Here is a 22,409-nt window from a genome sequence, read left to right as displayed (position 1 = left end):
TGACCCCTTGTTAATTTAACCAGGCTTCTATCAGTCTCAAAAATCCAAAAAGCCTATTTACAGCCAAATTGACTCGGGCCTTTTTAGTCAGCCCCGATCCTCACGCATATTTTGAAACCTTGACTTTCCGGTTGAAGAAACCGTAGATGATCGGGAATACCAGCAGCGTGAGCACGGTCGCAGTGATCAACCCGCCGATTACCACAATCGCCAGCGGTTTCTGGGTTTCGGAACCAATGCCGGTGGATACCGCTGCGGGTAACAAACCAATGGCAGCCATCAGGGCCGTCATGATCACCGGCCTGATCCGTGATTTCACCCCTTCCCTGATCGCCTCATCGAGCGTCATTCTGGCAGCCAGGTTTTTATTGAATACGGAAATCAATATTACGCCATTCTGCACGCAGAGACCGAAAAGGGCTATAAAACCCACCCCCGCAGAGATACCGAAGTTCATGTGCGTAACGTGAAGCGCAAGAATACCACCGATTAGTGCGAACGGCACGTTGATCAGCACCAGGCCGGCGTCTTTGGCGTTGCTGAACATGATGAACAGCAGAATGAATATACCAACCAGGCTGATGGGCACCACCTGGCCCAGCCGTGCCGTAGCCCGTACCTGGTTTTCGAATTCCCCCGACCAGCTTACCGAGTAACCTTTCGGCAAACTCGAAAGCAATGGCTTCACCTTCGATTGCGCTTCGGCGATGGTACTACCCAGATCGCGCTCGCGGACGGAGAATTTCACACCGATAAAGCGCTTGTTATTATCGCGGTACACGAATGCCGGGCCGGTAACGGTGCGGATCGTGGAAATTTCTTTCAACGGAATTTTGCCTCCTGTGAGCGTTGGCACCATCAACTGCTGAATATCGTCGACCGTGCGGCGGTACTGCTGCTCGTAACGCAGGCGGATATCGAATTTCCGCTCACCTTCGTACAGAATGGACGCCGTTTTACCTCCGATCGCCATTTCGATCACAGCCTGCGCATCGGCAATGCTCACGCCGTATTGTGCCATTTTGTGGTCATGCAGGATCACGCTGATTTCGGGTTGGCCGATATTCCGCAGAATGCCCACGTCCTTGATACCCGGCACATTCTTGATCGCTTCCAGCACCTGATTAGCCTTGTTGTTCAATGTTTCGAGGTCGTCGCCGTAGATCTTCACGGCATTACTCGCATTCATCCCCGCCACTGCTTCGGCTACGTTGTCGATGATCGGCTGCGAATAGTTGTAGTTAATGCCCTGAAATTGTTTCAGCTTCGCATCCATTTCTTCGATCAGGTCGTCCTGGCTGATTTTACGCTTCCATTCCTCCTTAGGCTTCAAATTCACCTGCATTTGCACATAATAGAAGCCCGACGGGTCGGTACCGTCGTTGGAACGGCCGGTTTGGGATAATACCCCGTTTACTTCCGGGAACTCATTCAGCTTGGCACGAAGCGTGGTCACCATTTTGGTGGTTTCGGCCAGAGAGCTGCTCATCGGCATCTTGGCTTCCACCCACAATGCCCCCTCGTTGAGGGTCGGCAAGAACTCTGTACCCAGGAATTTGGCCGAGAAGAGTGTGACACCCAGAAATGCAAATGCAAAGATCACGCTGAGTTTTTTACGGGCATAGCACCACTCGAAGCCTCTGGTTACCGTTTTGTCGAAAAAGCGGACCACCGGATTGCTCTTTTCACGCACATTCTTTTTGAGCAAAATGGAGCATAGCACCGGCACCAATGTGAGCGTGTAGAGCAGTGCCCCCAGCAATGCGAAACCGAGCGTGTAAGCAAGTGGTGTAAACATTTTGCCCTCCACTTTCTGGAAACTGAAAATGGGTATTAATGCTGTGATAATGATGAGTTTGGAGAAGAAAATAGCCTTGCCCAACTCACCGCCGGTGCGCTTGATGAGCCCGAGTTTCGACAGCTTGTTGAACCGGTCCATGCCGTTGCGATGAGCCAGGTGATCGAGCGCTACGAATATCCCTTCCACCATTACCACGGCACCGTCGATGATGATCCCGAAGTCGATGGCGCCCATCGAAAGCAGGTTGGCCGACATGCCCTTCAATTTCAAACACATGAATGCGAATAGCAGGGCCAATGGTATGATGATGGACACGATGACGGTCGTACGCCAGTCGGCCATAAATACGAACACGATCACGGTCACGAGCACGATTCCTTCCACGAGGTTATGCTTCACGGTGTGCGCACAGAACTCTATGAGGTTATCTCGGTCGTAGAATGTGACCATTTTGACGTCGGGCGGAAGAATTTTGGTATTCAGCTCCTCTATCTTGTCTTTCACCCGCGCCAGCACTTCGCTCGGGTTTTCGCCTTTTCTTTGTACCACAATCCCTTCCACGACGTCGTCATTGCCATCGAGTCCTACCTGTCCCACACGCGGCATATCCGATTCCTTCACATCGGCCACATCCTTCACCAGCACCGGGTTGTCTTTGATGTATTCAACAATGATATTCTGAATGTCGGGAATGGAGTTGAGCAACCCGATCCCGCGCACCACATAGGCCTGCCCGTTCTTCTCGATCACGTCGCCGCCGACGTTGATATTGCTTTTGGTAACAGCCTGGTACACTTCCAGCGGCGTAATGTTGTATTTCACGAGCTTGGTAGGGTTCACCTGCACTTCGTAAATCTTGTCGCGGCCACCAAATGCCACCACGTCGGCCACGCCCGGTACGCTGCGGAGTTGGCGGTCGATCACCCATTTGTGAAGCGTTAGCAGTTCGCGGCTGTCACGGTCCTTGCTTTGTAATGTAAACCTGAAAATCTCGCCCGTAGGGCCGTAAGGCGGCTGCACGTCGGGCTCGACGCCATCAGGCAGCGACACGGTACGGAGCTGGTTGTTGACCTGCTGCCGGGCGAAAAAGTCTTCTACATTATCATCAAAAATGATTTTGACAATGCTCAAACCGAACATGGTCGTGCTCCGTACATTGGTTTTTTGCTGCACGGAGTTCATCGCGACTTCGATCGGTACGGTTACGAAACGCTCTATTTCCTCCGCGCTGCGCCCGTTCCATTGCGTTACGATGATGATCTGCGTGTTGGTCACGTCCGGAAACGCTTCCAACGGTGTGTTCTGGTAGCTGACAATGCCCGAAATGATCAGCAGGCCTGTCATGAAGAATATGAAGAACCGGTTCTTGAGCGAAAAGCCCACGATGCCTCGGATGAATTTGTTCATGAGATATTAGTCGTTAAGCGCGTCGTAAACGAGGAGTTGGTTTTTGGAAATGATCGTTTCGCCGGGTTTAAGGCCTTCACGCACGTAGGTGGTGTTTGCGAGGGAGCGGTACACTTCCACGGGGCGTGTTTCGATTTTTGTGCGGCTGTGGTACACCATTACCCAGTTCTTGCTCCGGTCGAAAATGACGGCTTGCGACGGGATCGCCTGCATTTGCTCGCCTTCTTCAAAGTTGAGGGTGACGGTCGCGTGCATTTCCGGTTTGAGTTTGAAACCTACATTCTGCAACTGAATGCGGATTTTCATCGCCTTGGTATCCGGGTCGAGGACGTTGTAGATTTTATCGACTTTCCCTTTAAAAACCTCGTCTGAGAAACTGATCGTGCGCACTTCCGCAGGCATGCCCAGCTTCACGCGCGGGATGTCGCTCTCATTCACATTGGCCATCACCCACACATCGGCAATCTGGCCCACGGTAAAGAGGCTTTCCGAGTTATCCGAGCGCAGCTGCATGCCGCGGTTCACGTTTTTGTCGATGATGAAGCCATTAATGGGCGATTTCACAGTATAGTTGGTGGATTTACCTAAGCCATAGATCGAGAATACTTCCTTAACCCGGTTCAGCTCCGCCTGTGCTTTGTCTACAATCTGGCGGGCGGAGATCACGTCGCGCTCCGGTACCAGTTTGCTTTCGAACAAATCTTCGGTGGATGACAGGTTTTTCTGTGCAATGAGCAAATCGGACTGTGCCTGGATCATCTGGCGCTCAAAATCCGCCACCTCGCCGGAACGGATCGTTGCGAGTTTCTGGCCTTTGCGGACATTGTCGCCAAGCTCCACATCCACTTCATCCACATTACCGCCTACCAGCGGATATACTTTAATGACCTGGTTTTCGTCCGGCACCACTTTACCCACGAGTGTGAGTTCGTTACGGACCGGCTCTGTACGCACGGTGTCGATTTTAATGCGGCTCATCATGGTATCCGAAAGCATGAATGCCTTCGATTCGTCGCTTTCGGTCTTCTTTTTTTCGCAGGAGGTCAGCCACACGCCAACAGCGGCCAGCACGACAACATACAGTGAATTTTTCATTGGGGAATGCATTAATGGCAATGCCGTGAATAAGTTGTGTTCAGTTTGAATGGTTAGTTGAATAGCTCTTCGCCGACGACGTAATTGAGCTCCTCGTATACCTTGATGCGGTCGGCTTGGAGGCGGTTATATTCCTTGATGCTCTCGTTGTAGGTCTCGATGAAGTCTATAAATTCCAGCAGTGAAATATTCCGTTTCTGGAAGTTGTCGTAAATGCCGTTGCTCAGGAGCTGGAACTGGTCGGTGAACTGGCCTTCGACACTTTGGAAAGCCTTGTCGGCAATGCCTACCTTCTGCACGGCGGCGTCGACTTCGTTGTTTACCGCATTTTGCTTTGCATTCTCGGCTGTTTTGTAGTAGCTGATGTTGCTTTTCGCCGCGCGGATGTTACCCTGGTTGCGGTTGAAGAAGGGCAGGGCCATAGACGCATTCACACCGAAGTAGTTGTTCTGGTAGTTGCTCGCCTGGTCATACACGGCGCCGATCTGCACGTCGGGCTTCGCCAATGCTTTTTGCAATGTGTAATTGAGCTCGGCCTGTTTCGTCTCCGATTGCGCCACTTTCAAATCCGCGCGGCTTTGCAAGGCTTTTTCTTTCAATGCGGCCACGTTGTAGCGGTCGAGGTGATAGCGCTGTATTTCCGTGCTGTCGACGAGCGATTTGATGGGGCGGTCGGTGCTCAGCAGGGTGCGGAGGTCACGCTGGTTTTCCTGTAATTCAAAGAGGATATTGGCACGCTCGTTAGTAAGCTCGAACAGGAGCGCTTTCAGGCGGACAACCTCTTTGAGCGAGATATTCTTGCGATTATACTCTTTGTCAAATGCATTGACGGTCGTGCGGAGCGTGCCGATCTGGTTGTCGTACAGCGCGATGGTTTGTTCGAGGTAATATGATTCGAAGAAGATCTGACGCAGCTCGAATTTTAATGTGCGGATCAAGTCGTAAAACTGGAATTCCGTTTTGCGCGTCGACTCCACGTCCAATGCGACCTGCTTGTTGCGCTTGCCGGCGCGCGTGATCAGTTGCTGGATCGTGAATGCTTTCTGGCCGTTCCTACCCACGTCCAACGCGCCGCGAGACGGGTTGTAGGCACTGATTTCGACCCCGAAAGTGGGGTTGTTCCAAAGCTTGTCCTGGATTTCGACCGACTTCGCAATGTCGATCTGGTACTTTTCGGCCAGGATTTCAAGGTTGTTTTGCAAGAACAGGCTGTCGGCCTGGCGGATCGAGAGCCGCAGTGTGTCCTGTGCGTGTAAGGCGGTTGTTAGGAGTACTAAGAGCCCGGTGAGGTAAATGCGCATAATTTCCGTGTTAGAATGTGCGATATTCCGACACCGGTATTACACCAGCCTTAAAATAACCTTAGAAAAAAATTAGAAAGCCGGCGCACCGAACCGGGAGCGCCGAGCCGGGAGGTCATATATGATGAAGCTGGACCTGAAACTCGCTGCCTTTGCCGATTTCGCTGGTCACTGAAATGGTGCCATGGTGCAACTCCACAATGCGCTGGCAAATGGAAAGTCCTATCCCGAATCCCGGCAGCTCGGTAGCATTGGACGACCTGAAAAAGGGGTTGAAAATATGCGGGAGGTCGTCCTCGCTGATCCCTATTCCCCGGTCGCGGACCTTCACGATGCACGATTTGTCGTCGGACGAGATCAGTATCTGTGCGCTATGGTCGGCAGAATACTTGCATGCATTGTCGAGCAGGTTGGTAAACACTCTTTTGAGCAGTTCCTCATTGCCTTCGATCACGGTTTGGTTCTCATTCTCCGGAATCGTTTCGTAATCGATCACCACATTGTAATCGGGATGGGAGGATAGCAGCTCTTCTTTGGCCAGGAACGCGAGGTCTTCGATGTGAACGTGCGCCATTTTCATGCTGCCCATATTCTCGTACGAACGGGCGAGGAAAAGCAGGTTATTGGTAATGCTGATGAGCCGTTCGGTATCCGAAAACAGGTTCGCAAAAACCTCTTCAATTTCGGGATTGTCCTTATTGAAGCGCTGTCCGAGCTGGATTTCGGATTTCAGGGCGGCTAATGGCGTTCGCAACTCGTGCGACGCGTGCGATACAAAGCTCTTCTGTTGTTCGAATGCCTTGTTGAGCCGGTAAAGTACGGTGTTGAAGTTGATGGCAAGCTGCGCAATTTCGTCCTTCCGGTTGCCTTCGTCGAGCTTTTGGGATAAATTCTGGGCCGTAATGAGCGACACCTGTGCATTAATGCGGCTGATGGGTTTCAATGCATTCCCTGCGAAGTAAATGCCGAGTCCGACCGTCACCGCGATTCCCGCCAGCAATCCCCAACCCAGCGTACTTCTCAAATTTTGCAGTTTGCTATGCCCGAAAGTGTCGTAGGCGGAGGCCAGTACCACCAGCGGGTCGTCGCTCTCCTGGTAGAGCAGCCCGATCACCTCGTTTTCGCCCTGGTGAAACTCCATGTATTCTTTTTGGCGTACTTCGTTGAGGAGCGATGTGTGGTAGGTAAGCAGCTTATCGTCGACGCTGGAATAGATCAGCTCGTTTCTGGGATCGAAAATCAGTACTTTTTCGTCCAGCATTTCCGAAAGCGTATTCTGGTCGATGGCTTTGAGCAGGTCTTTGTCAATCCCCTTCACTTTCACGAGCAGGCGGCAGGTCGTGCGTGCGCGGCTGCGCAGGCGATCGTAAAATTCTTCCTGCCGGTAATGTTCCGAAACGCTGTAAATGGCAATGGAAAACAGCAAAAGCACCCCCGCTACCAGGAGCGTGAATTGGAGGGCGATGCGGTCTTTGATCTTCATAGGAGGTTATTCTTCTTTCATAATATAGCCCATGCCCGGCCGGGTGTGGATGAGCTTGGTCGGAAAGTCTTTATCGACTTTTTTGCGTAGATAATTGATATACACTTCCACCACATTGGTTCCGGGGTCGAAATTGAGGTGCCACACGTGCTCGGCCAGGTCCATTTTCGAAACCACCCGCCCGCGGTGCAGGAGGAAGTATTCGAGCAATGCAAACTCCTTGGCTGTGAGATCGATAATGTTGCCTGCGCGTTTCACCTGCTTGGTGCCGAGGTTCATTTCCAGGTCGGCAATGCGCAGGATTTTGTCGGAAGTTTCAGGATTCAAAAGGTCCGACACGCGCAACGCGGCATTCACGCGTGCGAGTAATTCCCTGAAATCGAATGGCTTCACGATGTAATCGTCCGCGCCGCTGTTCAGTCCTTCCACTTTGTCCTCGATTTCCCCGAAGGCCGTCAGCATGATAATAGGCAGCGACGGTTTATAGATCCTGATTTGCTGGCAGACGTCGTAGCCCTTCATACCCGGCAGGTTTACATCCAGCAACACCAGGTCGAACTTCTTTTCCAGGGCCATTTGCTTGCCCGTAATGCCGTCATAGGCGATCTCCGCCTCAAAATTTTCGGCAGCCAGTCCGCGGAAAATGTTCTGCGCGATCCTGCGGTCATCCTCAACGATCAGGATTTTTTTCATGTGTATTCCAAAAAAGGGAGAGGTCAAGTTACGAAAGTGCTGAAAAATGCCAAAAAACAACCGTCAGGAAACCGCTTTCTCCACAATTTCCTTCACTTCCGGCTCTTCCGGTGTCTGGAAAACGATGCCCTGGTCGAGCGAATGGATGATTGCCTTATTGCTGTGCGCGAAGTAGCAGGTATCAATGCCGAGGTCCTGGATGTTTTTCAGCAATGCAGCCGTGTGCGGTTTGGCCCTCCTGCGCGTCTGGCGCATGTACACGGCGCGTATGCTCTGCGGGAACGTGCGGCAAATCTCCTCGTAAATCTCCGGGTCTTTCTGAGAGTCGTCTCCGAGCAATATAAACTGCAATTCGGGGTAGAAATTGATGATATTGTGGATTTTTCGCAACTTATGTTCATGCGAGCCGCTCCCCGTCATTACAAAATCATCAAGGCCCGATTTGATTTTTTTTAGTTTTAAAACAGCCTTGGGAAGCCCGTTTAACTCTGCAAACCGAACGATCATATCATACAAATTCCATTCACTGCTCGACACATAAAAGAAGATGTTGCTGTCTTTGTGTGGGTGCGTGCGACTCGCGAAGGACAGCAGCTGGTAATGCTTCACCACGTCGTCAAAAGGCTTCCGAGCCTGTACGTTTTTGGACAGCAAAACAAATAACTTCTTGAAAGAACGGCGACTATGCGAAATCAGGAATGTGTCGTCGATATCGGAAATGATGCCGTAAGAGCTTTTGTAAGGCATGAAAAATTCTTCCGAGCTTTCGGCGTGGTATTTTTTGCCGTTCATTTCGTCGTCTAGTGTTACGCGGTAGGTGTGCCAGCCGCCCGGCATTTCGGCGTCGAGCGGGACCTGAAAACGGAAGTAGCCGTCGGCTTCGGCAGTCGTTTCGAAGGTCTTATCCCCCAAATGCAGGACAATCTTCAAAAACGGAATGGTTTTAATGGAGAAGAGCTCGATGATGGTTTTTGCGTAGCGAAATCCACGTCTGGTATATTTCCGGTCACCGGAAGGGTATTTTTTCACCACATGGCCAAACACAACGAGTTCCTTTTTGTTGGCGTAGCCACGGTATAGTTTTAAGTCACAACGTTTCATAACTATCTTTATCCTCTACGACATCAGGTCCCTAATTTATCGAATATGTCTTCACAACCGAAAGTTTTGCTGGTAGTAAATCCCATTTCCGGGGACGTGAACAAGGATGTAATTTTTGAAAGGGTTATTGAAAAATCGGAAGCCGAGGGCTGCGACCTGCGCATTTACAACACCACCGGCGACGACGATCAGCAGACCATCCGCGAAATGGTTGAAAATATCAGGCCGGAGCGCGTGCTGGTAGCCGGCGGCGACGGAACTATTTCCATGGTAGCACAAGCATTACACGGTACCGATGCCATTCTTTGCATTATCCCTGCCGGGTCTGCCAATGGGCTTTCCGTCGATTTCGGTCTTTCAGGCTCCATTGATCAGGCATTGGAGGTGGCATTTGAAGGAGAGGTTTCTGCGATAGATGCCGTATCGATTAATGGGGAAATTAGCCTTCATTTAGCAGATATTGGTCTAAATGCATTGCTGGTTAAAAACTACGAAGACAGCGATACGCGTGGAAAATTGGGCTATGCACGGGAAATGCTCAGGACATTGAGTGAGCACGAAAACTTCGACGTAAAAATCACAACGGACGAAGAAGTCCTTGAAACCGAAGCATTGATAGTCATCATCGCCAACGCCAAAAAGTATGGTACAGGAGTGAGTATCAATCCGATAGGAGATATGTGCGACGGTTTTTTCGAATTGGTGATTGCCAAGAAGCTGGATTTTATTGAAACAGCCAAGATCCTGGCCGGCAGCACGGATTTTAACCCTGAAATTATGAAAGTGATTTCTGTCGAGAAAGCGAAGATTGAATGTGTCCAGAAAGCCGCGCATTTTCAGATTGATGGGGAATATAAAGGGCTGGTCGAGGAGCTGGAAGCAGTGATATTGAAGGAATATGTGAAAGTTGCGATTCCGATTGGGTTGCGGGAAACGAACGAGTAACGGCCGAAAGTGCTGCCCTGGAGGGGCGTCCTGTTTATAGGAACCAAGATTATAACAAACTGTATTTTGGCTCCGGGGGAGCCTCCTGCGGAACAATACAGGACACCCCGCTGGGGTGCGAACATCATCAATATCGTATTTTGCTAGAAACAGGATGGCCCTCCGGGCCAAATATGGTCGTATTGTAACAGTATTCTCTATACTTGACGCGCTTTTCTGACCAAACTGCAATTTGCATGAAAATCAGATATACCATCCTTCTCGGCCTGTTCGGCCTCGCCTCCACGACATTTGCTCAGCAAGCCGAACTCTGCCAGGGCGCCTATTTCACCGAAGAACAAGGCAAAGAATTTCTCGAAAAACATATCCCTGCTTCCCGGGTGGAATGGGAAGCCCGCGCGGCGCAAATCCGCCAGCAGATTCGGAATGGGATGGATTTGCAAACATTACCTGAGAAACCGGCTTCCAAACCGATTATCCATTCCAAAAGAACGATGGACGGCTACACCATCGAAAATGTCGCGTTTGAAAGCATGCCGGGCATTTACGTGACGGGTAATTTGTACCGACCATTGAAACAGCAGAAATCCTATGCAGCCATCCTCGCGCCGCACGGGCATGGCGAGAACCCACACGGGCGCTTCCGCGAGCAGACGCAGAAGCGTTGCGCGACGCTCGCACGTATGGGCGCGATCGTGTTCGTATGGGACATGGTAGGGCAGGGGGACGCCAAACAATGCGAACACAAAATGGCAAAGGCATTGAAACTGCAAACGATCAACAGCATTAGGTCGCTCGATTTTCTCTTGTCTGTTCCCGGAGTTGATCCGAATCGCGTGGCGTGTACCGGCGAATCGGGTGGCGGGACGCAGACTTTCCTGCTGGCTGCATTGGATAATCGAGTGAAAGTTTCGGTTCCGGTGGTGATGGTTTCGGCCTATTTCTTTGGCGGCTGCGTTTGTGAAAGCGGCTTGCCGATCCACAAAAAAGGGGAATATCAAACCAATAATGTGGAGATTGCCGCATTAACCGCCCCGCGCCCGATGATCATGATCTCCGATGGCGGCGATTGGACCAAGAACACGCCGGATGTTGAATACCCTTTTATGCAAAAGATCTATTCGCTCTACAACAAAAAGGATAACCTGGAAGCCGTGCATTTGGCCAACGAAAAGCACGACTATGGCCCATCGAAACGGAAAGCGATGTACGCATTCATGGCCAAACATCTGAAACTGGATCTTAAAGCTGTGACGAATAAAGACGGGCAAATTGACGAGGAGCCTGCAAAGGTTTTGGAACAAAAAGACCTGGCTGTTTTCGACGCAAGCCATCCGCGTCCGGCGAATGCGGTAATGGGTGACGAAGCCGTGCTTAAACTTTTGTAAGCATGATATTTGTCATCGTACTGGCCGCCATTGCGTTTATTGTTCTCAGTTCCACCGTTTTGAAAATGCATCCGCTCGTGGGGCTGCTGCTGGCGGCGCTTGGTGTCGGCGTTTTCGCAGGTCTGCCGATCGATAAGCTGGCTGAAACCATTGGAAAAGGCTTTGGAGAATTGATGTCCAAAATTGGACTGATGGTGATTCTGGGGTGTGTAATAGGAGCTATCCTGGACAAATCGGGGGCGGCGATCAAGGTCGCCGATGTGATATTAAAGTTGTTTGGTGAAAAGAGACCGGCGTTTGCGATGTCGGTCATCGGTGGCATTGTGGGCATTCCCGTGTTCTGCGATTCGGGGTTTATTATTTTACATAAACTCAACCAGATCGTAGCGAAAAGAACCGGTAAGCCGCTTGCTACCATTGCATTGTCGCTCTCCGGCGGTCTTTTTGCCACCCATACATTGGTACCGCCTACGCCTGGACCATTGTCGGCAGCCGGTAACCTCGGCATCCCTGATTCTATTGGCCTGGTCATTCTTATCGGCTTGGTCGTGTCCATCCCCAGCCTTTTCCTATCGACCTGGTTTGCCGGAAAGTATGCTAAAAATGTGAAGTTGATTGATGATGCGGCAGTAGAAGAGCCGCAAATGATTCAGGAGCAGCTGCTACCGCCAGCCTGGAAGGCGTTCATGCCCATTGTATTGCCGATTCTGCTCATTACCCTGGCCTCGTTTGCCAAAATCCTGCATTTCCCGGAAGAACTTACACGCTGGCTGAGCTTCCTCGGGAGTCCGCTGGTATCCTTCCTGCTGGCGATATTTTTCAGCTATTCGCTTTTTCCTGAAAATGCGTCGCAGCGCATGATGGCCTGTTTCAAAAGCGGCATCGAGCATTGCGGCACCACGCTCGTGCTTGTAGGCGCGGGAGGTGCATTCGGTGCGATTTTGAAGGAAACTTCTTTGAAAGAAATGGTTAGCGAATGGCTCCTGCACAATGAAATGTCGGGAGGTTACCTGCTGGTGATCGCTTTTTTGATTGCAGTTTTTTTTAAAACAGCCCAAGGGTCTACTACATCGGCCATGGTGCTCACCACGAGCATCCTGGCGCCACTACTGGCATCGCTCGGTTTTGTAACGCCTGTTCAAATAACATTGGTAGTCATGGCGGTCGGCAGTGGAGCCATGATCGTTTCGCATACGAATGACGCGTGGTTTTGGGTGGTGTCGCAGTTTACCGGTATTTCGGCCAGGGATACTTATCGCACGCATACGATTCTGACGGGCTTGCAGGGTGTTGCCAGTTTTGCAGCGACGATGGTGTTGTATTTGATTCTTGGGTAGGGAATTGTCAGGTGTGGTCAGGAGGTCAGGTATTGTCGTAAAACGAATGTCACCCTGAGCGAAGTCGAAGGGTATTTGCATCACGCTATACCTTCGACTTCGCTCAGGGTGACATTAACGTTTTAACATTATGTCAGCCCTGAGACAGTTCCTTAAACGCCCAGCTCAGCCAGAACTTCTGAAACTTTTGCAGCTGCTTCTTTGAACTCGATCGCAGAGTATACTTTCAGACCGGATTCGTTGATGATGCGTGCACCTTCTTCCGCATTGGTTCCTTGCAGACGAACGATGATAGGCACCGGAATCTCACCGATTGCTTTGTAAGCTTCCACCACACCCGCAGCAACACGGTCGCAACGAACGATACCGCCGAAGATGTTGATCAGGATCGCTTTTACGTTCGGGTCTTTGAGGATGATACGGAAACCTGCTTCTACCGTGCGTGCGTTCGCGCCACCGCCTACGTCGAGGAAGTTGGCAGGCTCACCGCCCGAAAGTTTGATCAAGTCCATGGTAGCCATCGCCAGACCGGCTCCGTTTACCATACAACCTACGTTTCCGTCCAGTTTCACGTAGTTCAGGTTGTTGGCACCTGCTTCTACTTCCAAAGGATCTTCTTCGTTGGTATCACGCATTTCGGCCAGTTCAGGGTGACGGTACAATGCATTGTCGTCCAGATCAACCTTGGCATCTACTGCGAGGATTTTGTTGTCGGATGTTTTCAAAACCGGGTTGATTTCGAACATCGACGAATCGCTTTCCGCGTAAGCTCTGTATAATGCAGAGATGAATTTCACCATTTCCTTGAACGCGTCACCTTCCAAGCCAAGGGCAAATGCCACCTTACGAGCCTGGAACGGCTGCAATCCAACCTTAGGATCGATCCATTCTTTGATGATTTTCTCAGGAGTATGTTCTGCTACTTCTTCGATGTCCATACCGCCTTCGGTGCTGGCCATGATCACGTTGCAGTTTCTGCCGCGATCCAAGAGGATCGACAGGTAATATTCTTTCGGCTCGGTAGGGCCTGGGTAGTATACGTCTTCTGCAATCAGGACTTTGTTTACTCGCTTGCCTTCTGCACCGGTCTGGTGCGTTACCAATACTTTGCCCAGGATGTTGTTGGAGATGGTCCTGACATCTTCAACCGACTTAGCCAACGCCACACCGCGCTGCTCGCTGCCGACGATACGGCCCTTACCGCGGCCACCTGCGTGGATCTGGGATTTTACAACATACCACTTGGTGCCTGTCTGCTGGCTGAGCTCACGTGCAACTTCTACCGCCTTATCCGGAGTGTCGGCTACGAGGCCTTCCTGAATACGCACACCGTATTTTTTAAGAACGCTTTTGCCTTGATATTCGTGAATATTCATGAGTATAAAAGTAAATTGGTATTTTCACGGCAAATTAAGCATTTAATCAAAACGGGCGAGTTTTCGACGCAATTATCTTTTCAATATGGAGCTACTTCGGGCGAGCGGGATCAGGCGTACTTACGGGTCATTGCAGGTTTTAAAAGGCATTGATCTGGAAGTGAAAAAGGGGGAAGTAGTAGCGATCGTCGGGCCGTCGGGCGCGGGCAAGAGTACCTTCCTGCACATCCTCGGAACGCTCGACCGGCCGGAGCAAGGGGAGGTCTTCATTGAAGGCTCGAACGTCTTCGCCCAAAAGGATAAAGAGCTCGCACGCTTCCGGAATGAAAAGATCGGCTTCATTTTCCAGTTCCATAACCTGCTGGCTGAGTTTACCGCATTGGAAAACGTATGTATGCCGGGTTATATCAATGGGAATGTGAATGAAAAGGACATTCAGGCACGGGCGAAAGAATTGCTTGAATTGCTTGGCCTCGGCGGAAGAATGGACCATTTGCCTTCCCAACTCTCCGGCGGTGAACAGCAGCGCGTGGCCGTAGCCCGTGCATTATTGAACCGACCAGCGATTGTACTAGCCGATGAACCGTCTGGTAACCTCGATTCTCATAATGCATTGGATTTGCATCAATTGTTCTTTAAGCTTCGGGATGAAACGGGGCAGACGTTTATCATTGTGACGCACAATGAAGAATTAGCCGAAATGGCCGACAGGAGATTAGTAATGCAGGATGGGTTGATGGTCCAGCATTTGGCATAAAACATTTTAATACCCACAAAAAAGCGGCTGCCAGTTACCTGACAGCCGCTTTTTATATGTTCCGAAGAAACGGAGGCTGATTACATCATGCCGCCCATTCCGCCGCCGTGGCTGTGGCCACCTGCCGCAGGAGCTTCTTCTGGTTCGTCAGCGATAACGCATTCTGTTGTCAACAACAGACCAGCGATAGATGCTGCGTTTTCGAGAGCCAGACGAGATACTTTCTTAGGATCGATGATACCAGCCTCAAGAAGGTCTTGGTAAGTGTTGTCTTTCGCGTTGTAACCGAAAGCACCTGAACCATCTTTTACTTTGTTGATAACAACTGAAGGCTCGCCACCAGCGTTAGACACGATCGTTCTCAAAGGAGCTTCGAGTGCAGCGCGGATGATGTTGATACCGGTTGTTTCGTCTTCGTTAGAGCCTTTCAGGCCGTCGAGAGAAGCAGTTGCGCGGATGAACGCTACACCACCACCAGCAACGATACCTTCTTCTACCGCAGCACGTGTTGCGTGAAGGGCGTCGTCAACGCGGTCTTTTTTCTCTTTCATTTCAACCTCAGTAGCAGCACCGATATAAAGGATAGCTACACCACCTGACAGTTTCGCCAGACGCTCCTGAAGTTTTTCGCGATCGTAGTCAGATGTAGTGTTTTCGATCTGCGCTTTGATTTGGTTAACACGTGCCTGAATGTCTTCAGATGCACCGCTTCCGTTAACCAAGGTTGTGTTGTCTTTGTCGATAATCGCTTTTTCGCAAGTACCGAGGTAGTCCAAAGTAGCGTTTTCAAGTTTGAAACCACGCTCTTCGCTGATAACGGTACCGCCAGTGATGATAGCGATATCTTCCAGCATTGCTTTGCGACGGTCACCGAAACCAGGAGCTTTAACAGCCGCTACTTTCAATGCACCGCGGATTTTGTTTACTACCAATGTAGCCAATGCTTCTCCGTCAACGTCTTCTGCAAGGATAAGCAAAGGACGGCCGGTTTGTGCAACTGCTTCCAACACAGGAAGAAGTTCTTTCATAGAAGAAACTTTCTTCTCAGAGATCAGGATGAATGGACGCTCCAACTCAGCTTCCATTTTCTCAGTGTTGGTTACGAAGTATGGAGACAGGTAACCACGGTCGAACTGCATACCTTCCACAGTTTTAACTTCTGTTTCAGTTCCGCGAGCTTCTTCAACGGTGATCACACCTTCTTTACCTACTTTTTCCATCGCTTCGGCGATCATGTTACCGATCTCCTCGTCATGGTTTGCAGAGATAGTTGCAACCTGAGCGATTTCTTTTGAAGTAGAAATATTTTTTTTCTGAGTTTCCAGGTCTTTCACGATCGTACCAACCGCTTTGTCGATACCGCGTTTCAGGTCCATTGGGTTAGCGCCAGCCGCTACGTTTTTCACACCGATCGAGTAGATCGCTTGTGCAAGAACGGTAGCAGTAGTAGTACCATCACCCGCTGAATCAGCAGTTTTGGAAGCTACTTCTTTCACCAGCTGAGCTCCCATGTTTTCGATAGGATCTTTCAGGTCGATTTCTTTGGCAACAGTAACACCATCCTTGGTGATGCTTGGAGAACCGAATTTCTTGTCGATTACCACGTTACGACCGCGAGGGCCCAATGTAACCTTAACGGCGTCAGCCAGGGTGTCCACGCCTTTTTTGATCTTATCGCGTGCTTCTGTGTCAAAAAATATTTTCTTAGACATAACTTTTTAATTTGAAAAACTTTAAGAGAAACTGTTGAATTTGAGAGCGTTGGATTAACCTACGATCGCGTAGATATCCGACTCGCGCATAATCAGGACGTCTTTTCCTTCGTATGCCAATTCAGTGCCTGAGTACTTACCGTACAATACGGTATCTCCAACTTTTACTGTAAGAGGCTCGTCTTTTTTACCGGGGCCTACTGCCAATACGGTTCCGCGTTGTGGCTTTTCCTTTGCAGTATCAGGGATAATGATACCAAATGCTGTTTTTTCTTCGGCTGGGGCAGGTTCGATAAGAACGCGGTCAGCTAGCGGTTGTACATTCACTTGTATTTCTGCTAAAGTTGACATAAATATTAAACGTTTATTTTAATTGTCAGTAATGATTAGACTTCCATCCCGATAGCACAATCTGTGCCAGCGGGTTTGCTCTGACATTTTTTCCGGCAAGTGTGACAAATTTGTACTCCTGCGTGGCGTTATAGTACTATAATGTCATTTGCGTGTCAGGAATGCTGAAATCTTGCTTTCAGCGATGGAATTCACTAAATTTTATCGGCACCAAATTGAAAACCCCTATGTCAGAGCTCGATAAAAACTGGCTTACCGAAGGAATTTTTGATTTTGAATACAAAAAATATGTGCTGATGGCGTATTTCCAGCACGTCCGGGACCAGTTCACACACAACCGATTGCACCCTTGCCTGCCAGAATTGAAGCTGCACCTTGACGCCTGTGTCAGCATCCAGGATAATAAAAGCAGGATCAGGACCAGTTTACCCAAAAATCTGACAGGAATCGACGTCAAAACCTGGCAGTTGCAGTACGAAGAGACGCACCAGGACGATTCTTTTATGTCCGATCTGAACTACATTCTGGATTTTGCAATCCCCCGCTTCTCGAAATCCATCGAAGAGGGCTCGGAGCGTTTTTCAGAAGTGGAGGAGAATGTGAAGGTTTCGCCGGTGGGCATTGTGCCGTTGCATTTGCAGGAAGGTTACCTGCTGTTTTTGCATACATTTCAGCCGCTGGTGAGCATTTTTCAATACCAGCTCGCATTGTATAACGCATTGAAAGAGCGTTACCTGAAAACGGTTTACGTCGATACTGTGCGCATCGGCCTCGGCAATACGATCTCGCAGATCAAGGTCGACCTCACAAAGCGAAATCAGGCGATGCCGAATCCTGCTACTTATGTGGTGGAATCCAGATATGATTATCCTTTGCACGAAACGCTGCTGCCTGTGGCGGAGCGATTGATGTTGCGGGAGATTCATGTAGCCTAATTCCGGGTTTGACTCCACGGCATAAAAAAATCCTGCGATGTTGGTCGCAGGATTTTCTTTTGGACGATTGCCTCAATTATTTCTTAGCAGTGTCGGTAGGAGTTGCAGCAGGTGTTGTTGCGGCAGGTGCAGCTTCACCCGCAGCAGGTGCCGCGCCTTCCGTCGCGGCAGGTGCAGGAGCGATTTTGCCGCCTGGTACCACTGCATTCTGAGCTCTTTCTACGTTCACGCTGTTGATTCCAGCGCCGGCGTTGTCTCCGCCCACCATAATATAAGAAGCCAGTGAGATAATGATCACCGCGCTTGCCAGACCCCACGTGATTTGTTCGAGAAGGTCGGTAGTCTTTTTAACACCGAACATTTGGGTAGTTCCTGCGCCGCTAAACTCGCTTGAAAGCCCTCCACCTTTTGAATTTTGGACCAAGACGACCAAAATCAACAATACTGCAACAATGGCAACCAGAATAATTAAACCCAAATACATGCTTTAATGAATTTTGAATGACTGAATTTTGAATGACTGAATGTGTGGATGTGTGAATGAACTACTACCTGACCTAATGACTTCCTGACCTCTTGACTTTGAACTCATGAACTCATTACGACCGGGCGTATAATTCGCTCAATTTTTTCGCAAAGTAATTCCTTTTTTCCGGTTTTTTCAAAATCAATTTTTGATAGACGTCTATCGCCTTTTCAATTTTGCCCTGCCGGATGAGGATATTGGCAAATGCTTCGGTTTCAATGCCTCCTTCACTTCCCCCTGCCAAGCGGCTGCTGAGATCTATACTAATCGGTTCAAGATTGTTGTCCTGGCGCGTAATGCGCGGGTTCTTTTTCATGAAACCCTGGATGATCTGCTGCTGGCGGCGCTGCTCCTCGGTGCGCTGCAGTTCGGCGGAAGCCTGCTGCTCGACGGTATTAATTAATATGTCGTCGCTATCGAGCGGCTCGGGTGCCAATTGCGGTTCGAGAATGTCGTCCACATCCACGGTAGCGTCGTAACGCTCATTGTCGCTCTCCACGAGTTGCTGCAATGCGACACGGCTGAGGGCGTAAGCAGCCGCGCGCGGGCGGGTCTCTTCCAGCTTTTCGGTACCGGCGAGGCTCGATGCCTTGGCCAGCATCGAATAGGGGATCTGGCAGTACGGAAATGCCTTGATCGTGGCCTCCAGCTGCGGGATCACATCTGCCGTAATCAGGCCTGGGTTTTTCACCAGCTGATCAAATGTTTCCTTATCGATGAGCGCCATATTCCGGGTTGTGTTGAGAAATTCAGGTTGTTGAAATTGAAAGTTCGGGTAGTGCTTTTCCTACCAGTCGGCTGCCGATTTATTAAATATCTGCTGCACAAGGTTTTCGCGAATGGTCGGTAGTAACCTAGCTTCGTTCTGGTTAAGTGTTTGATCCTGAGGGAAATCTGCGTAGTAGGTAAACGACTGATCGAAGTTTTTCGTCTCGTCCTTCGCATTGGTATAGCGCACTTGCACAGTCACATTCAGCCGGTTAAGGCCTGCCTGGTCATTGGCTGTCGGAGCGGCTGGCGTTACATCATAGCCGGTAATCGAACCTTCCAGTACCAGGTCCCCTCCGCCGGGCTGGCTTACGAGACTCGTGTTTCTTTGAAAGTATTCTTTCAGATCCTCCGTCAGTCGCTGAGGCAAATCACTTGGCCCACCCGCGGTACCCATCGTGAAGTTGAGCACACTGAATGTCTTGATATCGGGAGAAAGGTTGGTCCCTGTAAATGAATACACCCCGCAGCCCGACATGAAAACAGGGCAAATGAGTATCAGAAATACCCACAGTTTTCGGGCGCTACTATTATTCTTCAATGTCGTATTGTTTGATCTTCCTGTATAACGTGCGCTCGGAAATGCCCAATGCATTGGCGGCGTATTTTCGCTTGTTATTGTTTTTGCGAAGTGCCTTAATGATCATTTCCTTCTCCTTATCTTCCAAAGAAAGGGATTCTTCTTCTGCTGTCACGTGCACCACATCTTCAATTTCGTCACGCTCGTCGGAGTAGCGGTCCAGATCCACGGTACGGGGCTGGGGCGGAGTGAGCAGACGGGACGGCTCGATAGTGGGCGTAGTAATGATCGGCTCCGAATTGTTCAACGAGCTGAACAGCTCCTGATGGTCTTTCAGGATATCGCCGCCATACTTGTCGTTTTCAAGAACATTTCTGACCAATTTTTTCAATTCCGTCATATCCCGTCGCATGTCGAAAAGTACTTTATATAAAAGCTCCCTTTCCGAAAACGAAGTGCCATCGCCATCACTGGAGCGCAACGGTACCAATGCCTTACGGCTTGACGGCTGCACGGGGTTCAGGTAATGGTTGAGCGTTTCGATGCTGATCGGCAGTTCCTTATCTGTTTCCAGGATGGTAATCTGTTCCGCTATGTTTTTCAGCTGACGGATGTTGCCCGGAAACGAATATTGGAGCAATAGGTCACGCGCTTCGCTGTCAAGCCTCACGGGTTTGGTGCGATACCGCTCGGAGAAATCATTGGTAAACTTCCTGAAAAGCAATAGGATATCCTCGCCACGGTCACGCAACGGCGGGACGTAAATAGGTACCGTATTCAACCGGTAATACAAGTCCTCCCGGAACTTTCCGTGGTTGACGGCATCGAGCAGGTTGACATTCGTAGCGGCTACTACGCGGACATTTGTCTTCAAAACTTTGGACGATCCTACGCGAATATATTCGCCGTTTTCCAGCACGCGGAGCAATCTCGCCTGGGTACCAAGCGGCATTTCGCCTACCTCGTCGAGGAAAATGGTTCCACTATTGGTTGTTTCGAAATACCCTTTCCGGGCATCCAGTGCACCGGTAAAAGCGCCTTTCTCGTGCCCGAACAATTCCGAATCGATCGTTCCTTCCGGGATGGCGCCGCAGTTGATAGCGATAAATGGCCCGTGCTTGCGGGCACTGAGGCTATGTATGATTTTGGAAAATGATTCCTTTCCACTGCCGCTTTCACCGGTGATCAAAACCGTCAGGTCAGTCGCTGCGACCTGCACGGCCACATTGATCGCGTGGTTCAGGCCCGACGAGTTGCCGATGATCCCGAAGCGGTTCTTTATGGCTTGTATTTCCGATGAATCCATGAAATATCTGAGGGCTTCCGGCAGGCGGAAAGCCTTAGTTAATTGTCAAAACGGGTTTAAAAGAATAAGCAGGTCTTATCCCAATACCGGCTCGGTTTGTACCGCATGCCCAAGCAGTGTAACGGTCGTGCATTCGGTGATCAGAACGTCCACGTACTGGCCTTTTTCAAAATTCTCGCGTGGGAACACGACCTTCTTGTTCTGGTCGTTTCTGCCGCTGAGGTCATCGTCGGAGCGTTTAGAAGGTCCTTCGATCAATACTCTCTGGACTGTACCCACCAATTGCTGGTTACGCGCGAGCGAAAGCTGCTGCTGTACTTCAATGATTTCTGCAAGCCTTCTTTTCTTAACCTCTTCCGGAATATCGTCCTTGAACTTCTTGGCCGCCAGCGTACCCGGCCGCTCCGAATAAGCGAACATGAAGCCAAAGTCGAATTTGGCATATTCCATCAGCGACAGCGTATCGCGATGTTCTTCCTCGGTTTCGGTGCAAAAGCCTGCGATCATGTCCTGTGAGATGCCGCATTCTTCACCCAAAATCCGGCGGATGGCGTCGATACGGTCCATGTACCATTCGCGTGTGTACGTCCGGTTCATGAGTTCCAGCACGCGGGTGTTACCGCTTTGTGCAGGCAGGTGAATGTATTTGCAGATGTTGTCATACTTTTTCATGGTATACAACACCTCGTCAGTAATGTCTTTCGGGTGCGACGTGCTGAAACGGATACGGAGCTCGGGGCTCACTTTGGCTACCATTTCGAGCAGATTGGCAAAGTTTACCACCGTTTCACCCGCAATTTCACCTTCCGCATTCGCTTCGGGCTTCCATTTATAGCTGTCTACATTCTGTCCGAGCAGCGTTACCTCGCGGTAACCATCGCGGAAAAGATCTTCGGCCTCTTTCACGATCGAATACGGGTCGCGGCTGCGCTCACGTCCGCGTGTGAAAGGCACGACGCAGAAGCTGCACATATTGTCACAACCGCGCATGATCGAAATGAATGCGGTTACGCCGTTGGAATTCAGTCGGATAGGGGAGATGTCGGCGTAGGTCTCTTCCCGTGAAAGGAATACATTGACGCCCTTCTGACCCGTTTCGGCTTCGTCCACCAGTCGCGGTAAATCGCGGTATGCATCCGGGCCGGTCACGATATCGACCATTTTCTCTTCTTCGAGAAACTTGGTTTTCAGGCGTTCGGCCATGCAGCCCAGCACCCCGATCAGCATGCCTGGTTTATTTTTTTTAATAAAATTTAACTGTTTCAAACGGTTCCTGACCTTCTGCTCGGCATTGTCGCGGATGGCACAGGTATTCAAAAATATCAGGTCGGCATTGTTTACATCCGAAGTGGTGGCGAAGCCGGCGTCGCGCATGACGGAAGCGACGATTTCGCTGTCCGAAAAATTCATCTGACATCCATAGCTTTCGATAAACAGCCTTTTCTTTCCTGAAAGTGGTTCGTTTTCCGAAACCCGCACTGTTTCACAGGCTTCCTTGTCCGCCTCTGTCAATATTTTTAGTGAATCTGCAATTCTATGCTCCATGAGAAGGAATTCTTAAACGCTCAAAGCGCAAAGATAGGAAAATTTGGAAGAAAACTGACAAA

At 50.1% G+C, this 22,409-nt stretch carries 19 protein-coding genes; 5 read left to right on the top strand and 14 right to left on the bottom strand.

Translation table 11 applies throughout. From position 1 onward, the window contains the following. Window positions 1-100: 100 nt before the first annotated feature. The 6 genes from CLV60_RS21560 to CLV60_RS21535 all read right to left on the bottom strand — a co-directional run bounded on the left by CLV60_RS21560 (window position 101) and on the right by CLV60_RS21535 (window position 8,881). Window positions 101-3,208 (bottom strand): efflux RND transporter permease subunit, encoded by a 3,108-nt coding sequence (locus CLV60_RS21560; RefSeq protein WP_106597437.1) that lies wholly within the window; start codon window positions 3,206-3,208, stop codon window positions 101-103. 6 nt (window positions 3,209-3,214) lie between these two features. Then, a complete protein-coding gene (locus CLV60_RS21555) occupies window positions 3,215-4,303 on the bottom strand; it encodes an efflux RND transporter periplasmic adaptor subunit (RefSeq protein WP_106597462.1) in 1,089 nt (362 codons plus the stop codon). A gap of 53 nt (window positions 4,304-4,356) precedes the next feature. Then, the gene (locus CLV60_RS21550; RefSeq protein WP_106597436.1) at window positions 4,357-5,604 is read right to left on the bottom strand and encodes a TolC family protein; all 1,248 of its coding nucleotides are present in this window, start codon (window positions 5,602-5,604) and stop codon (window positions 4,357-4,359) included. 115 nt (window positions 5,605-5,719) lie between these two features. Beyond that, window positions 5,720-7,087, bottom strand: coding sequence for a sensor histidine kinase (locus CLV60_RS21545; protein WP_106597435.1), 1,368 nt, complete (start codon window positions 7,085-7,087; stop codon window positions 5,720-5,722). Window positions 7,088-7,093: 6 nt separating this feature from the next. Then, the gene (locus CLV60_RS21540; RefSeq protein ID WP_106597434.1) at window positions 7,094-7,780 is read right to left on the bottom strand and encodes a response regulator transcription factor; all 687 of its coding nucleotides are present in this window, start codon (window positions 7,778-7,780) and stop codon (window positions 7,094-7,096) included. Between the two features lie 63 nt (window positions 7,781-7,843). Next, window positions 7,844-8,881, bottom strand: a complete 1,038-nt coding sequence (locus CLV60_RS21535) for an App1 family protein phosphatidate phosphatase (RefSeq protein ID WP_106597433.1) — start codon at window positions 8,879-8,881, stop codon at window positions 7,844-7,846. Window positions 8,882-8,926: 45 nt separating this feature from the next. Between CLV60_RS21535 and CLV60_RS21530 the strand changes: the two genes are divergently transcribed. The 3 genes from CLV60_RS21530 to CLV60_RS21520 all read left to right on the top strand — a co-directional run bounded on the left by CLV60_RS21530 (window position 8,927) and on the right by CLV60_RS21520 (window position 12,551). Further along, the gene (locus CLV60_RS21530) at window positions 8,927-9,826 is read left to right on the top strand and encodes a diacylglycerol/lipid kinase family protein (protein WP_106597432.1); all 900 of its coding nucleotides are present in this window, start codon (window positions 8,927-8,929) and stop codon (window positions 9,824-9,826) included. Window positions 9,827-10,062: 236 nt separating this feature from the next. Next, window positions 10,063-11,214 carry an alpha/beta hydrolase family protein gene (locus tag CLV60_RS21525; protein ID WP_106597431.1) on the top strand — a complete coding sequence of 384 codons (1,152 nt, stop codon included), beginning with the start codon at window positions 10,063-10,065 and terminating at the stop codon, window positions 11,212-11,214. Between the two features lie 2 nt (window positions 11,215-11,216). Beyond that, on the top strand, window positions 11,217-12,551 hold the full coding sequence (locus CLV60_RS21520) for a GntP family permease (protein WP_106597430.1): 1,335 nt from the start codon (window positions 11,217-11,219) through the stop codon (window positions 12,549-12,551). 152 nt (window positions 12,552-12,703) lie between these two features. Here the strand turns inward: CLV60_RS21520 and sucC are convergent, their stop codons facing one another. Beyond that, a complete protein-coding gene (sucC, locus tag CLV60_RS21515) occupies window positions 12,704-13,927 on the bottom strand; it encodes an ADP-forming succinate--CoA ligase subunit beta (RefSeq protein WP_106597429.1) in 1,224 nt (407 codons plus the stop codon). Window positions 13,928-14,012: 85 nt separating this feature from the next. Between sucC and CLV60_RS21510 the strand changes: the two genes are divergently transcribed. Then, window positions 14,013-14,684, top strand: a complete 672-nt coding sequence (locus CLV60_RS21510; RefSeq protein ID WP_106597428.1) for an ABC transporter ATP-binding protein — start codon at window positions 14,013-14,015, stop codon at window positions 14,682-14,684. Window positions 14,685-14,764: 80 nt separating this feature from the next. Here the strand turns inward: CLV60_RS21510 and groL are convergent, their stop codons facing one another. Together groL and CLV60_RS21500 are read right to left on the bottom strand one after the other, a co-directional pair. Further along, a complete protein-coding gene (groL, locus tag CLV60_RS21505; protein ID WP_106597427.1) occupies window positions 14,765-16,396 on the bottom strand; it encodes a chaperonin GroEL in 1,632 nt (543 codons plus the stop codon). A 54-nt stretch (window positions 16,397-16,450) separates the two neighbouring features. Beyond that, window positions 16,451-16,747 (bottom strand): co-chaperone GroES, encoded by a 297-nt coding sequence (locus CLV60_RS21500; protein WP_015812198.1) that lies wholly within the window; start codon window positions 16,745-16,747, stop codon window positions 16,451-16,453. A gap of 227 nt (window positions 16,748-16,974) precedes the next feature. Here CLV60_RS21500 and CLV60_RS21495 point away from each other — a divergent pair, with 227 nt between their 5' ends. Continuing rightward, on the top strand, window positions 16,975-17,682 hold the full coding sequence (locus CLV60_RS21495) for a hypothetical protein (protein ID WP_106597426.1): 708 nt from the start codon (window positions 16,975-16,977) through the stop codon (window positions 17,680-17,682). A gap of 76 nt (window positions 17,683-17,758) precedes the next feature. Here CLV60_RS21495 and secG read toward each other — a convergent pair whose 3' ends face one another. The 5 genes from secG to miaB form a co-directional block, all read right to left on the bottom strand. Beyond that, window positions 17,759-18,166: a preprotein translocase subunit SecG gene (gene secG, locus CLV60_RS21490; protein ID WP_106597425.1), complete on the bottom strand. Its 408-nt coding sequence runs from the start codon at window positions 18,164-18,166 to the stop codon at window positions 17,759-17,761. Between the two features lie 115 nt (window positions 18,167-18,281). Then, complete coding sequence (locus CLV60_RS21485) at window positions 18,282-18,935, bottom strand: DUF8458 domain-containing protein (RefSeq protein WP_106597424.1); 654 nt, start codon at window positions 18,933-18,935, stop codon at window positions 18,282-18,284. 60 nt (window positions 18,936-18,995) lie between these two features. Continuing rightward, on the bottom strand, window positions 18,996-19,517 hold the full coding sequence (locus CLV60_RS21480) for an LptE family protein (RefSeq protein ID WP_223403765.1): 522 nt from the start codon (window positions 19,515-19,517) through the stop codon (window positions 18,996-18,998). Further along, complete coding sequence (locus tag CLV60_RS21475; RefSeq protein WP_106597423.1) at window positions 19,507-20,802, bottom strand: sigma-54 interaction domain-containing protein; 1,296 nt, start codon at window positions 20,800-20,802, stop codon at window positions 19,507-19,509. The genes CLV60_RS21480 and CLV60_RS21475 overlap by 11 nt, the downstream gene beginning before the upstream one ends. Before the next feature lie 75 nt (window positions 20,803-20,877). After that, complete coding sequence (gene miaB / locus CLV60_RS21470) at window positions 20,878-22,347, bottom strand: tRNA (N6-isopentenyl adenosine(37)-C2)-methylthiotransferase MiaB (RefSeq protein WP_106597422.1); 1,470 nt, start codon at window positions 22,345-22,347, stop codon at window positions 20,878-20,880. Window positions 22,348-22,409 lie beyond the last annotated feature (62 nt).

The sequence above is a fragment of the Dyadobacter jiangsuensis genome (assembly GCF_003014695.1).
GTDB classification, from domain to species: domain Bacteria; phylum Bacteroidota; class Bacteroidia; order Cytophagales; family Spirosomataceae; genus Dyadobacter; species Dyadobacter jiangsuensis.
This window is presented reverse-complemented; position numbering and strand designations above follow the sequence as displayed.

Coding starts and splice junctions, on each gene's coding strand:
- CLV60_RS21560 (WP_106597437.1), bottom strand. CDS start 3,208: ATGAACAAATTCATCCGAGGCATCGTGGGCTTTTCGCTCAAGAACCGG.
- CLV60_RS21555 (WP_106597462.1), bottom strand. CDS start 4,303: ATGAAAAATTCACTGTATGTTGTCGTGCTGGCCGCTGTTGGCGTGTGG.
- CLV60_RS21550 (WP_106597436.1), bottom strand. CDS start 5,604: ATGCGCATTTACCTCACCGGGCTCTTAGTACTCCTAACAACCGCCTTA.
- CLV60_RS21545 (WP_106597435.1), bottom strand. CDS start 7,087: ATGAAGATCAAAGACCGCATCGCCCTCCAATTCACGCTCCTGGTAGCG.
- CLV60_RS21540 (WP_106597434.1), bottom strand. CDS start 7,780: ATGAAAAAAATCCTGATCGTTGAGGATGACCGCAGGATCGCGCAGAAC.
- CLV60_RS21535 (WP_106597433.1), bottom strand. CDS start 8,881: ATGAAACGTTGTGACTTAAAACTATACCGTGGCTACGCCAACAAAAAG.
- CLV60_RS21530 (WP_106597432.1), top strand. CDS start 8,927: ATGTCTTCACAACCGAAAGTTTTGCTGGTAGTAAATCCCATTTCCGGG.
- CLV60_RS21525 (WP_106597431.1), top strand. CDS start 10,063: ATGAAAATCAGATATACCATCCTTCTCGGCCTGTTCGGCCTCGCCTCC.
- CLV60_RS21520 (WP_106597430.1), top strand. CDS start 11,217: ATGATATTTGTCATCGTACTGGCCGCCATTGCGTTTATTGTTCTCAGT.
- sucC (WP_106597429.1), bottom strand. CDS start 13,927: ATGAATATTCACGAATATCAAGGCAAAAGCGTTCTTAAAAAATACGGT.
- CLV60_RS21510 (WP_106597428.1), top strand. CDS start 14,013: ATGGAGCTACTTCGGGCGAGCGGGATCAGGCGTACTTACGGGTCATTG.
- groL (WP_106597427.1), bottom strand. CDS start 16,396: ATGTCTAAGAAAATATTTTTTGACACAGAAGCACGCGATAAGATCAAA.
- CLV60_RS21500 (WP_015812198.1), bottom strand. CDS start 16,747: ATGTCAACTTTAGCAGAAATACAAGTGAATGTACAACCGCTAGCTGAC.
- CLV60_RS21495 (WP_106597426.1), top strand. CDS start 16,975: ATGTCAGAGCTCGATAAAAACTGGCTTACCGAAGGAATTTTTGATTTT.
- secG (WP_106597425.1), bottom strand. CDS start 18,166: ATGTATTTGGGTTTAATTATTCTGGTTGCCATTGTTGCAGTATTGTTG.
- CLV60_RS21485 (WP_106597424.1), bottom strand. CDS start 18,935: ATGGCGCTCATCGATAAGGAAACATTTGATCAGCTGGTGAAAAACCCA.
- CLV60_RS21475 (WP_106597423.1), bottom strand. CDS start 20,802: ATGGATTCATCGGAAATACAAGCCATAAAGAACCGCTTCGGGATCATC.
- miaB (WP_106597422.1), bottom strand. CDS start 22,347: ATGGAGCATAGAATTGCAGATTCACTAAAAATATTGACAGAGGCGGAC.